The following is an 11,226-nucleotide window of genomic DNA, read 5'->3' as shown; positions in this document are numbered from 1 at the left end:
GGCAGCGAGAGACCGGCCTGCGCGTCGCGGCGCAGCGCCCGGCGCTCGGCGCGCGAGAGGTCGCGGTGCGTGCGCCGCTGCGGACCGCGGCGACGGCGGTGGTGCCGCAGCGCGAGCAGCAGGAGCAGCAGCGCGATGGCGAGGAAGACGAGCCCCGCGGTGATGAGCGGTCCGAAGAGCGGCGTCTTCGCGTCGAACGGCCACACCACGGCGATGCCGGCGGGCGCGGGCGCGCCGGGCGCGCCGGCGACCGCGATCGAGTAGCCGACGGGCAGGTCGATCGTCACCTCGAGCGAGCCCTCCCCCTCGTGCTCCTCGATCCACATGTCGTTCCCGGCGAGCGGCGGCAGCGGCTCGCTGTCGCCCGCGCGCTCGTCGAGCCGGAGCGCGTCGGCCTCGTCGACCTGCGCGATCGCGTGCGCGCTCTCGCCGACCCATCCCTCGACGTCGTGCGCACGGCCGACGACCGCCGTGATCGGGCCGTCCCCCTCGATCGAGAGGGTCTGCACGCCGTCGTGCGCGTTCATCGCCTCGCCCGGGATCACCACGACCTGCGCGTCGGTCGGCTCCTGCACCTCGGCGACGATCGTGTCCGGAGGTGCCCAGATCGTGCGCTGCCCGACACCGAGGCCGAGCAGCACGAGCGAGATCACGAGGCTCACGGCCGCGAGGATGTATCGCACGGGTCAGAGGTCCTTTCACGCTCGCCGCGGGATGCGGCGGGCCGTCCGGCTGGACGGCGCTGAGCGGGCAAGCCTCCAGGGTACCGACGCCGCCTGGGCTCTGCCAAGCCCGCATCCCCCGCACCCCGGGATCGGCCCCGCGCGCCGTGCAGGAGACGCCCGCCGCGCGCCACCTAGGATGCGGACTGTGAAGATCCGGAACGGGTTCGTCCTCGGCCTGCTGGGCGGTCTCGGCGTGCTGCTCGCGCTCGCGATCGGCGCCGCGGTGCAGCAGATCGGCACGGTGCTCGTGTGGGCGTTCGCCGGCATCTTCCTCGCGCTCGGGCTCGAACCGGTCATCCAGTTCCTCATCCGCCGGAAGGTGCCGCGGTGGGCGGCCGTGCTGCTCGTGTTCGTCGTGATCGTCGCCGCGCTCGTCGGCGCCGGCTGGCTCATCGTGCCCGTGATCGTCTCGCAGTTCTCGAGCCTCGTGCAGGGCGTCACCCGCGAGATCGAGGGCGGGCTGCTCGACAGCGTGCTGCAGTGGGTGCGCGACACCTTCCCGGCGATCGACGTCGACGGGACGCTCGAGCAGCTCGGCGGAGCGCTCACCGACTTCAACACGTGGTCGTCGCTGCCCCCGTGGATGTCGGACTTCGCCGCGTCCATCATCGCGGGCATCGGCCAGGTCGCGTTCGCGATCGGCGGCGCGCTCATCGTCGTCGTGCTCATGCTCTACTTCACCGGCTCGCTCCCGGCGCTCAAGTCGGGCATGTACCGGCTGGTGCCGGCCTCGTCGCGCCCGAAGTTCATCGAGATCGCCGAGCAGATCATGAAGTCGGTCGGTCGGTTCGTGCTCGGCCAGGTGTCGCTCGGCCTGCTGAACGGCCTGCTCTCGTTCATCGTGCTCTCGATCGTCGGCTCGCAGCTCGCGGGCGTCTACGCGTTCATGGCGCTGCTGGCCTCGACGATCCCGCTCGTCGGCACCATCTCCGCGTCGATCGTGATCTCGCTGCTCGTGCTCCTGCTCGACGGCCCCCAGACGGCGCTGCCCGTGGCGATCTGGTACCTCGTCTACATGCAGCTCGAGGCGTACGTCATCAGCCCGCAGGTGATGAACCGCGCGGTGCGCGTGCCCGGCGTCGTGGTCGTGCTCGCCGCGCTCATCGGCGGCACACTGCTCGGTATCCTCGGCGCGCTCGTCGCAATCCCGGTCGCGGCGGCCATCCAGCTGATCCTGAAGGAAGTCGTGATCCCCAAGCAGGATCTGAAGTAGCTCAGCCGGCGCGCCAGCAGCCGGTGTGCCAGTGGCGCCGGTCCTCGATCGCGCGCTCGCCGAAGATCGAGTCGGCGCGCCACACCACCACGTGCGCCGTCCCGCGCTGCACGGCGCCGCCGCATCCCGGGCACACGTAGTCCTTCGCCGCGGCGGCCGCCGACATGGGCTGCACGTGCCACTCGGCGCCGCCGCGCCGCTCGATGCGCGCGACGCCGCGCATGACGCGGTCGACGTCGAGCGGCACGTGCGGCTGGGTGCGACGACTCGGCCGCCGCGAGGGCATCAGTACCAGCCGACCTGCTGCGAGTGCGCCCACGCGCCGCACGGCGTGCCGTAGCGGCCGGAGATGTAGCCGAGGCCCCACGTGATCTGCGTCGCCGCGTTCGTCTGCCAGTCAGCGCCGGCGGTAGCCATCTTCGAGCCGGGCAGCGCCTGCGGGATGCCGTACGCGCCGCTCGAGCGGTTCTGCGCGTAGACGTTCCAGTTCGACTCCTTCTCCCACAGCCGGTAGAGGCAGGAGTACTGGTCCTCGCCCCAGCCGCGCGCGAGCACCATCTGGCGCGCGATCGCCTGGGCGGAGCCGGGATCCGGAGCCGCGACCGTCGGGATCCGCACGGCGGCGCGAGCCGTGCTGCCGGACGCCGCGGCGGAAGCGGCTGCCGGCACCGGCTCGGGAGTCGGGGTCGGCGTCGGGGTGTGCACCACGATCGTGTCGCGCACGAGCGATGCCTGGGCCCCCGTGACCTCGCCGAGCTCCTGGCCCGGACGCGGCTCGCTCGAGAGCGCGGGCTCGGCCATCACCTCGGCGCCCGGGCTCGCGGCCACCGACACGAGCACGAACCCGGCCGCGGCGATCAGCGAGACGCCCGAGAGCACGCCGCGGGTGCGCGTCTTGCGCGCGTCTGCGGTGCTGGAGCGGGTGAACACGAGGGTCGACCGTATCACGGAACGGTAACGAAGCCGAGGGCCGATCCGTTCAGCGCACCGCCAGCATGAGCCCGACGACGGTGTCGAGCAGCGCGTCGACCTCATCCTCGTCGTAGCCGCCGAACTGGGCGTCGAACTGCACGGTGCGCACCTCGCGGGCGGTCATGTCGGGGCCGTCCTCGAGATAGGCGGCGATCCTGCGCGAGAACGCGTCGACCTCGCTCACGCGGTAGCCGCGCGAGATGCGGCTCACGCGCCGGAAGCGCTGCTCGTCGGGCTTGCGCAGCTGCTCGAGCGCCTGCTCGGCGCGCTCCCGGATGCGCGCGTACCAGGCGGCCTCGCCGTGCTCCGCGATGCCGCGCTCGTGCTCGCGCCGCGCGAAGGCCTCCTCGAGGCGCTCGAGCGCGGCGTCGACGTGCGCCGGCGAGTAGCCGCCCTTCTGCATGGGGAAGCTCGTCCGGCGGATGGTCGAGGAGTCGATCGCCGTGGCCGCGCGCGCGTCGGTCGCGTACGCGCGACGAGCATCCTCGAGGAAGTCCTCGACCTGCTCGATGTCGTAGCCGGGCTGCGATCGCTTGGCCCTCGGGAACGTGCTCATCGCAACCATCATGCCAGCGGCGGGCCGCCGGTCAGGCGTGGACCACTTGGAAGAGCGCCATCATGACCACTGCGCTCGGCAGGATCGAGTCGAGCCGATCGAGGAATCCGCCGTGCCCGGGCAGGAACGAGCCGATGTCCTTGATGCCGAGGTCGCGCTTGATGATCGACTCCGCGAGGTCGCCGACCGTCGCCGTCACGACGAGCAGCGCCGCGAGGACGAACCCGAACCACCACTCCTGCCCGAGCATCCACACCGACAGGAGGATCCCGGCGCCGGTGGCGAGCAGCGCGCCCCCCGCGAGGCCCTCCCAGGTCTTGCCCGGGCTGATGCGCGGCGCGAGCTTGTGCTTGCCGAGCCAGACGCCCGCCGCGAGGGCGCCCGTGTCGATCACGGTGGTCATGATGATCATCGCGAGCGTCCACCACTGCCCGCCGTCCTGCGCCGTGAGCAGCACCGCGAAGCTGCCGAGCACCGCGACGTAGCCGATGCAGAGCGCACCGCCCGTGATGTCGGCGAAGACGGCGGATGCGCCGGTGCGGGTGCGCACGTCGGCGAGCTCCACGAGGCGCACGACGGCGACGATCGCGATCGCGCCGAGCGTCGACCACCACAGGCCCGCCGCGCCGAGGAACCACGTGATCGGCACGACGGCGCTGCCGAGCAGCACGAGCGGGATGCGCGGGACGTCGCGGCCGGCGAAGCGGAGCGCGCTCGCGAGCTCGTAGAGCGCGAAGCCGACCATCACGGTCGCGAAGACCATGAAGAGCGTCTTCACCCACAGCAGGCTCGCGAGCAGCACGCCGCCGAGCAGGAGGCCGATGCCGATCGCGGCGGCGAGGTCGCGACCGGTGCGCTTGTTCACGCGGGCACGAGTCGCCTCGATCTGATCCCTCGCCGCGTGGATCTGCGCCTGGATCTGCGCGTCGATCTCGGCGGCGCTGCGGTGCTCCTTGCGCATCGGTCGCCCTCCGAGCCCTCGATCAGACCTCGAGGAGCTCGGCCTCCTTCTTCTTCAGCGCCTCGTCGACGCCGTCCACGGCCTGCTTCGTGAGCTGCTCGAGCTCCTTCTCGGCGCGGGCGATCTCGTCGTCGCCGACCTCACCCGTGAGCTTGTCGAGGTCGGTCATCGCCTGCCGGCGCACGTTGCGGATCGCGACGCGCGCCTGCTCCGCCTTGTCCTTGACGATCTTGACGTAGTCCTTGCGGCGCTCGGCGGTGAGCTCGGGCATCGTGATGCGCACGATCTGGCCGTCGTTCGAGGGCGTGACGCCGAGGTGCGGGGCGTTGACGATCGCGCGCTCGATGTCCTTGAGCGCCGACTTGTCGAACGGCGTGATCACGAGGGTGCGCGCCTCGGGCTGCTGGAAGGACGCGAGCTGCATGAGCGGCGTCGGGGTGCCGTAGTACTCGACGTTGAGCCGCTGGAACAGCGCGGGGTTCGCGCGGCCGGCGCTCACCGTCTGGAAGTCGTCCTTCGCGACCTCGATCGACTGCGCCATCTTCTCCTTGGCCGAAGCCAGAACGTCGCTGATCACGTGGTTCCTTCCGTTGCTGTGGATTGTAGTGCTGGCGGGGCGCGGTCAGGCGCGCACGAGCGTGCCCACGGGCTGGCCGAGGATCGCCTTGGTCAGCGCGCCGTCGCCCTCCATGCCGAACACGCGCATGGGCATCCGGTTGTCCATGCAGAGACTGAAGGCGGTCGAGTCGACGACCTTGAGCCCGCGCACGAGCGCGTCCTGGTAGGTGATCTCGTCGAACCGCGTCGCGGCGGGGTCGAGCTTGGGGTCGGCCGAGTAGACGCCGTCGACGCCGTTCTTCGCGACGAGCACCTGGTCGGCGTCGATCTCGAGCGCTCGCTGCGCCGCGACGGTGTCGGTCGAGAAGTAGGGCAGGCCCGCGCCCGCGCCGAAGATCACGACGCGCCCCTTCTCGAGGTGCCGCTCCGCGCGGCGGGGGATGTACGGCTCGGCGACCTGGGTCATCTGGATGGCGGACTGCACGCGCGTCTCGGCGCCCGCCTGCTCGAGGAAGTCCTGGAGCGCGAGCGAGTTCATGACCGTGCCGAGCATGCCCATGTAGTCGGCGCGACCGCGGTCCATGCCCCGCTGGCTGAGCTCGGCGCCCCGGAAGAAGTTGCCGCCGCCGACGACGATCGCGATCTCGACGGTCTCCGCCGCTTCAGCGATCTGCTTCGCGATCGCCGCGACCACGTCGGGGTTGACGCCGAGGCTGCCGCCGCCGAAGGACTCTCCCGAGAGCTTGAGGAGGACTCGTCTGCGGGGCTGTGCTGGCATGGGCTCCTCCTGGATCGCGACCCGCGACGGGCCTCCAGAAGCCTACCCTGCCGCATCCGCACGGACAGCGAGAGGGCCGGGGTCTCCCCCGGCCCTCTCGTCGTGCGCTGCGGCTACGCGCCGACCTTGAAGCGCGCGAAGCCGGTGACCGTGAGGCCGGCGGACTCGAGCACCTTCGCGACGGTCTGCTTGCTGTCGCGGGCGTAGTCCTGGTCGAGCAGGACGATCTGCTTGAAGAAGCCGTTCAGGCGGCCCTCGATGATCTTCGGCAGGGCGCCCTCGGGCTTGCCCTCGCCGCGAGCGATCTCCGAGACGAGCTCGCGCTCCTTCTCGACCTGCTCGGCCGGCACCTCGTCACGCGTGACGTAGGTGGGGTCGAACATCGCGATGTGCTGCGCGACCGCGCGAGCGGTCTCCGCGTCGTCGCCCGAGTAGGCGACGACGACGCCCACCTGCGGCGGCAGGTCCTTCGAGGTGCGGTGGAGGTAGACGGCGTGCTCGGCGCCCTCGATGCGAGCGACCTTCGTCAGCTCGATCTTCTCGCCGATGGTCGCTGCCTGCTCCTCGATGATCGACTTGACCGTGCCCGACTCGGCCGGCGCGGCGAGCGCCGACTCGAGGTCGGCGGCGCCGGAGGCGGCCACCGCGGCGACGACCCGCTCGGCGAGCGCGATGAACTTCTCGTTCTTCGCGACGAAGTCGGTCTCGCAGCCGAGCGCGATCATCGTCACGGCGCCCTCGCCCTCGGCGGTGGCGACGAGGCCCTCGCTCGTGGAGCGGTCGGCGCGCTTCGCGTTGCCCTTCGCGCCCTTGAGGCGCAGGATCTCGGTGGCCTTGTCGACGTCGCCGCCGGCCTCCTCGAGGGCCGCCTTCGTGTCGCTCATGCCGGTGCCGAGCTGCTCGCGCAGCATCTTGAGGTCGGCGATGCTGATGTTGGCCATGCGCTGCTCCTTAGTTGGACTCGGACGCGGCGGCGTCCTCGGTGGTCTCGGCGGCGGGAGCCTCGTCGGCGACGGGCGCCTCGGCGGCGGCCTCGTCGGCGGCGGGGGCCTCGGCGGCGGCGGGGGCCGCTGCGGCCTGCTCGGCGTTCGCCTGCTCGAGGAGCTCGCGCTCCCACTCGGCCATCGGCTCGACCTCGGCGTCCGCACCGCCGCCGTGGCGCTGCATGAGGCCCTCGGCGGCCGCGTCGGCAACGATCTTCGTGAGCAGCGCGACCGAGCGGATCGCGTCGTCGTTGCCCGGGATCGGGTACTGCGCGTCGTCGGGGTCGCAGTTGGTGTCGAGGATCGCGATGACCGGGATGCCCAGCTTCTTCGCCTCGTCGACCGCGAGGTGCTCCTTGTTCATGTCGACGACCCAGAGCGCCGAGGGGGTGCGCTGCAGGTTGCGGATGCCGCCCAGCGACTTCTGGAGCTTCTCGAGCTCGCGGCGCTTGAGGAGGAGCTCCTTCTTCGTGTAGCCGGAGGTGGTGTCCTCGAAGTCGATCTCCTCGAGCTCCTTCATGCGGCTCAGGCGCTTCGAGACCGTGTTGAAGTTGGTGAGGAGCCCGCCCAGCCAGCGCTGGTTCACGTAGGGCTGGCCCACGCGCGTCGCCTGCTCGGCGATCGTCTCCTGCGCCTGCTTCTTGGTGCCGACGAAGAGCACGCTGCCGCCGTGGGCGACCGTCTCCTTGACGAAGTCGTAGGCCTTGTCGATGTAGGCGAGCGACTGCTGCAGGTCGATGATGTAGATGCCGGAGCGCTCCGTGAAGATGAAGCGCTTCATCTTGGGGTTCCAGCGTCGGGTCTGGTGCCCGAAGTGCACGCCGCTGTCGAGCAGCTGGCGAGTCGTGACGACGGCCATGGCCGCCTCCTTCTTCTGTTCTGGTTGCCGGCCCGACCGGTCGGTCGAGCCCCTGACGCCCTGACGCACCACCACCAGGCATCCGGGCACGGGGCTCGGATGGGCTGGACCAACGGGGGTGTCGTCGCGACGGGCGCGCGAAGTCATCGCCGAGAGGCGACGCCCTCTCATGCTACACGGCGCGCGGGCATCCGGACGAGCCACGCGTTCTCCACCGCGCCGCCCGTGCGCCGCATCGCTCGGGGCGCGCCCCGGGCATCCTGGCGCGATGCGCTCGATCGCCCTGCTGCTCGTCGCCGCCCTCGCCCCGTGGGCGTGGCCCGTGGAGCCCTCGAGCGTCGCCCGCGCGTTCGACGCGCCCGCGAGCGCCTACGGCCCCGGGCACCGCGGCATCGACCTCGAGGCGCCGGCCGGCTCGGCCGTGGTGGCTCCCGACGACGGTACCGTGCGGTTCGCGGGGCCGGTCGCCGGCCGCCCCGTCGTGTCGATCGAGCACGCAGGCGGGCTCGTGTCGAGCTTCGAGCCGGTCGAGCCCGCGGTCTCGCGCGGCGATGCCGTGCGCCGGGGCCAGCGGATCGGCACGCTGCTGCCCGGCCACGTCGCCGGGCAGACCCGGCTGCACCTCGGCGCACGGCTCCGAGGCGACTACGTCGACCCGCTGCTGCTCCTCGGGGTCGAGCGGCCGGTGCTGCTGCCGATGCGCGACGGCAAGCGGTCTCAGGCTCGCGGATGCGCGGTGCGGTACGCGTCGGTGAGGCGCTCGAGCGAGACGTGCGTGTAGATCTGCGTCGTGCCGAGGCTCGCGTGCCCGAGCATCTCCTGCACCGAGCGCAGATCCGCGCCGCCGTCGAGCAGGTGCGTCGCGGCGGTGTGCCGCAGCGTGTGCGGGCCGTGCGGTCCCGAGCCGGGCTGGTCGGCGAGCAGGCCCGTGATGAGCTCGTGCACGCGCCGCTGCCCCAGCCGGCCGCCGCGCGCGCCGAGGAACAGCGCCGGCTGCGCATCCGCGCCGACGGCGAGCTGCGGGCGGCCGGCGCGCAGCCAGTCGAGCACGGCGTCGAGCGCGGGCCGGCCGAACGGCACGACGCGCTCCTTCGAGCCCTTGCCCGTCACCCGGACGGTGAGGCGCTCGAGGTCGACGTCGTCGACGTCGAGCCCGACGAGCTCGCTGACCCGCAGCGCGGACGCGTACAGCAGCTCGACGACGGCGACGTCGCGGAGCGCGGCGGCGTCGCCCTCGGCCGACGCGGCGGCGAGCGATGCGAGCATCTCGTCGACCGCGGCGCGCGAGAGCACGCGGGGCAGGTGGCGGTCGCGCTTGGGGGTGCGCAGCCGGCCGGCTGCGTCCTCGCCGCCCCGCGCCGCGAGCCAGCGGCTGAGCCCGCGCGCCGCGGCGCTGCGGCGCGCGATGGTCGACTTCGCGAGCCCGGCCTCCGAGGCGGCGTAGAGCCAGTCGCGGAGGATCTCGAGATCGAGGGCGGCGGCGTCGGTGAGCCCGGCGCGCTCGCAGTGCCGCGCGAGGCTCCGCAGGTCGGCGCGGTAGCCGCGCACCGTGTTCGGCGATGTGCCGCGCTCGCGCTCGAGGTGCGCGAGGTAGGCGTCGACCGCCTCGCCGATGCGCATCAGTCGCCGCCGGCCACCGGCTTGCGGCTGAACCGGTCGAGGCGCTCAGCCGGTGGGAGCGCGTCGACGGCGCGGGCGAGCGCGGCGGGGACGGTCTCGCGCGACTCGTGCGGCAGCGCGGGGACGACCGAGTGCGCGATCGCGTCGGGGTAGATCTCGACGAGGTTGAACGACTGCGTCGCGTCGATGCCGTGCATGGCCGGCGGCGGGCCGGCGAGGTCGTCGGCGTAGCTCGTGGCGCCCGCGAGCACGACGGGCACCTCGGCGAACGTGCCCGACCCGCCGACGTGCAGGTGGCCGGAGAGGATCGCGCGCACGTCGGCGCCGTCGAGCACCTCGGCGAGGCGGCGCTCGTCGCGGAACTCGAGCAGGCGCATGAGCCTCGTGCGGTACGGCAGCGGCGGGTGGTGCATCACGAGCACCGACCCGAGCGGGGGCGGGTCGGCGAGGGCCGCCTCGAGCCACTCCGCCTGGCCGTCGTCGAAGGCGCCGTGGTGCCAGCCGGGCATGCTCGAGTCCAGGGCGACGATGCGCACGCCGCCGACCTCGACCACTGCGTCGATGGGGTCGAGCGGCTCGCCGGGCAGGCCGAGCGCGGCGCGCATGGCCGGTCGCTCGTCGTGGTTGCCGGCCGTCCAGACGATCGGCGCGCCCAGCTCGGCCGCGACCGGCTCGAGGATCTCGCGCGCGAGCGCGTACGCCTCTGGCTCGCCGAGGTCGGCGACGTCCCCCGACACGACGATCGCGTCGGCATCGGCCGCGGCGACGCGGAGGCGGGCTGCGGCGTCGCGCAGGTGCGACGCGGTGTCGACGAGCCCGGCGAGCGGCGCGCCCCCGGCGAGCAGGTGCGTGTCGCTCACGTGGGCGATCACGACCGACGGGTCGGGGTGCATGCCGTAGCTCACGCGCTCAGGCTAGCGACGCCCCCTCACCCCGCCGAGCGCCCGCGCCGACGCTCGCTCCCCCGGGCGCCCGCACCCAGCCGCTCCCCCGCTCGCACGCGCGCGCGCCCAGCTCGAGCAGCGCGAGCGACGCGGTGACGTCGCGGGGCGCCATGCCCGTGCGGACCGCGAGCTCGTCGACCGCGCGCGGTGCGCGCGCGCTCAGCGCGTCGAGCACGCGCACCTCGTCGCTCGTGAGGCCGCCGAGCGGCTCCGCCGCGACCTCGGGGCCGTCGATGAGCTCGACGACGTGCTCGGCGCGCTCGACGACGGCGGCACCGTACTCACGCAGCAGGCGGTGGCAGCCCGCGCTCGAGCCCGAGGTCACCGGGCCCGGGACCGCGCCGAGCGGGCGGCCGAGCGCGGCCGCGTGGCCGGCGGTGTTGATCGAGCCCGACCGAGAGCCGGCCTCGACCACGACGGTCGCGCTCGAGAGCGCGGCGATCAGCCGATTGCGCGCGAGGAACCTCCAGCGCGTGGGCGGCACTCCGCTGGGCGCCTCCGCCACGACGCAGCCCGTCGACGCGACCCGCCCGAGCAGCTCGTCGTGCCCCGCGGGGTAGAAGCGGTCGAGGCCGCCCGCGAGCTCGCCGAGGCCGCCCGCGAGCTCCGCGCCGCCCGAGCCGAGCGCATCCGCCCCGTCCGCCGCGGCGCCGAGCTGCTCGGCGAGCGTGCCGTAGCCGCCGAAGATGCCCGAGATGAAGCCGGTCGTGACGAGGTCGCCGAAGGAGGCGACGATCGACTCGCCCGTCTCGGCGGCGAGGCTCGTGGCGAGCCCGTCGGCGGAGGCGTCGGTGACGATCTCGATGCCCGCCTGCCGCGGCGCGTCGCCCTGCAGGCTCGACACGCGCGCCGAGAAGTCGGCGGGGATCGTGACGACCGCGTGCACGGTGCCGTCGGCGAGCTGCTCGGCCGCGTCATCGGCGTTCAGGATGCGGAAGTCGAACCCGTCGCCGTCGTCGGCGACGAGGTCGGTCACGACCTGCCGGCCGGCGAAGGTCACCGACTCGGTGCCGTCGGCGGCGGTCGACGTGAGCATCTCGTCGAGGTTCACGACCTG

General features: G+C 73.0%; 13 protein-coding genes and 1 pseudogene. 2 read left to right on the top strand and 12 right to left on the bottom strand.

The features are described 5' to 3' along the window. Positions 1-683 (bottom strand): annotated as a pseudogene (locus NWP09_RS08375) (hypothetical protein); the annotation flags it as partial. A gap of 187 nt (positions 684-870) precedes the next feature. On the opposite strand from NWP09_RS08375, the gene NWP09_RS08370 reads away from it, so the two are divergent. After that, positions 871-1,938 carry an AI-2E family transporter gene (locus NWP09_RS08370; protein ID WP_258275066.1) on the top strand — a complete coding sequence of 356 codons (1,068 nt, stop codon included), beginning with the start codon at positions 871-873 and terminating at the stop codon, positions 1,936-1,938. A 1-nt stretch (position 1,939) separates the two neighbouring features. On the opposite strand, the gene NWP09_RS08365 is transcribed toward NWP09_RS08370, so the two are convergent. The 8 genes from NWP09_RS08365 to rpsB form a co-directional block, all read right to left on the bottom strand. After that, positions 1,940-2,224 carry a hypothetical protein gene (locus NWP09_RS08365; RefSeq protein ID WP_258275065.1) on the bottom strand — a complete coding sequence of 95 codons (285 nt, stop codon included), beginning with the start codon at positions 2,222-2,224 and terminating at the stop codon, positions 1,940-1,942. Then, a complete protein-coding gene (locus NWP09_RS08360) occupies positions 2,224-2,886 on the bottom strand; it encodes a lytic transglycosylase domain-containing protein (protein ID WP_258275064.1) in 663 nt (220 codons plus the stop codon). Before NWP09_RS08360 ends, NWP09_RS08365 begins: the two co-directional genes overlap by 1 nt. A gap of 31 nt (positions 2,887-2,917) precedes the next feature. Continuing rightward, positions 2,918-3,466, bottom strand: coding sequence for a DivIVA domain-containing protein (locus NWP09_RS08355; RefSeq protein ID WP_258275063.1), 549 nt, complete (start codon positions 3,464-3,466; stop codon positions 2,918-2,920). A 31-nt stretch (positions 3,467-3,497) separates the two neighbouring features. Then, positions 3,498-4,427 (bottom strand): phosphatidate cytidylyltransferase, encoded by a 930-nt coding sequence (locus tag NWP09_RS08350; protein WP_258275062.1) that lies wholly within the window; start codon positions 4,425-4,427, stop codon positions 3,498-3,500. A gap of 22 nt (positions 4,428-4,449) precedes the next feature. Beyond that, the gene (frr, locus tag NWP09_RS08345; RefSeq protein ID WP_258275061.1) at positions 4,450-5,004 is read right to left on the bottom strand and encodes a ribosome recycling factor; all 555 of its coding nucleotides are present in this window, start codon (positions 5,002-5,004) and stop codon (positions 4,450-4,452) included. Positions 5,005-5,049: 45 nt separating this feature from the next. Next, positions 5,050-5,763 (bottom strand): UMP kinase, encoded by a 714-nt coding sequence (pyrH, locus tag NWP09_RS08340; protein WP_258275060.1) that lies wholly within the window; start codon positions 5,761-5,763, stop codon positions 5,050-5,052. A gap of 113 nt (positions 5,764-5,876) precedes the next feature. Further along, on the bottom strand, positions 5,877-6,704 hold the full coding sequence (gene tsf / locus NWP09_RS08335) for a translation elongation factor Ts (RefSeq protein ID WP_258275059.1): 828 nt from the start codon (positions 6,702-6,704) through the stop codon (positions 5,877-5,879). Positions 6,705-6,714: 10 nt separating this feature from the next. Beyond that, positions 6,715-7,605 carry a 30S ribosomal protein S2 gene (rpsB, locus tag NWP09_RS08330; RefSeq protein ID WP_258275058.1) on the bottom strand — a complete coding sequence of 297 codons (891 nt, stop codon included), beginning with the start codon at positions 7,603-7,605 and terminating at the stop codon, positions 6,715-6,717. A gap of 268 nt (positions 7,606-7,873) precedes the next feature. Here rpsB and NWP09_RS08325 point away from each other — a divergent pair, with 268 nt between their 5' ends. Then, the gene (locus tag NWP09_RS08325) at positions 7,874-8,386 is read left to right on the top strand and encodes a murein hydrolase activator EnvC (RefSeq protein ID WP_258275057.1); all 513 of its coding nucleotides are present in this window, start codon (positions 7,874-7,876) and stop codon (positions 8,384-8,386) included. On the opposite strand, the gene NWP09_RS08320 is transcribed toward NWP09_RS08325, so the two are convergent. From NWP09_RS08320 to NWP09_RS08310, 3 genes are all read right to left on the bottom strand, one after another. After that, positions 8,323-9,225, bottom strand: a complete 903-nt coding sequence (locus NWP09_RS08320) for a tyrosine recombinase XerC (protein ID WP_258275056.1) — start codon at positions 9,223-9,225, stop codon at positions 8,323-8,325. The genes NWP09_RS08325 and NWP09_RS08320 overlap by 64 nt on opposite strands. Then, on the bottom strand, positions 9,225-10,130 hold the full coding sequence (locus NWP09_RS08315; RefSeq protein WP_258275055.1) for a metallophosphoesterase: 906 nt from the start codon (positions 10,128-10,130) through the stop codon (positions 9,225-9,227). The genes NWP09_RS08320 and NWP09_RS08315 overlap by 1 nt, the downstream gene beginning before the upstream one ends. A gap of 4 nt (positions 10,131-10,134) precedes the next feature. Next, positions 10,135-11,226: DNA-processing protein DprA (locus tag NWP09_RS08310; protein WP_258275054.1), on the bottom strand; the 1,092-nt coding region annotated here is incomplete at its 5' end.

It is taken from the genome of Agrococcus sp. HG114 (assembly GCF_024723325.1).
GTDB lineage: Bacteria > Actinomycetota > Actinomycetes > Actinomycetales > Microbacteriaceae > Agrococcus.
The sequence above is the reverse complement of the archived record's forward strand: the minus strand, read 5'-3'. Positions and strand labels throughout refer to the sequence as shown.

Excerpts from the sequence above, each read along its gene's own strand:
- NWP09_RS08365 (WP_258275065.1), bottom strand. The coding sequence starts at position 2,224 with ATGCCCTCGCGGCGGCCGAGTCGTCGCACCCAGCCGCACGTGCCGCTC.
- NWP09_RS08355 (WP_258275063.1), bottom strand. The coding sequence starts at position 3,466 with ATGAGCACGTTCCCGAGGGCCAAGCGATCGCAGCCCGGCTACGACATC.
- NWP09_RS08350 (WP_258275062.1), bottom strand. The coding sequence starts at position 4,427 with ATGCGCAAGGAGCACCGCAGCGCCGCCGAGATCGACGCGCAGATCCAG.
- pyrH (WP_258275060.1), bottom strand. The coding sequence starts at position 5,763 with ATGCCAGCACAGCCCCGCAGACGAGTCCTCCTCAAGCTCTCGGGAGAG.
- tsf (WP_258275059.1), bottom strand. The coding sequence starts at position 6,704 with ATGGCCAACATCAGCATCGCCGACCTCAAGATGCTGCGCGAGCAGCTC.
- rpsB (WP_258275058.1), bottom strand. The coding sequence starts at position 7,605 with ATGGCCGTCGTCACGACTCGCCAGCTGCTCGACAGCGGCGTGCACTTC.
- NWP09_RS08325 (WP_258275057.1), top strand. The coding sequence starts at position 7,874 with ATGCGCTCGATCGCCCTGCTGCTCGTCGCCGCCCTCGCCCCGTGGGCG.
- NWP09_RS08320 (WP_258275056.1), bottom strand. The coding sequence starts at position 9,225 with ATGCGCATCGGCGAGGCGGTCGACGCCTACCTCGCGCACCTCGAGCGC.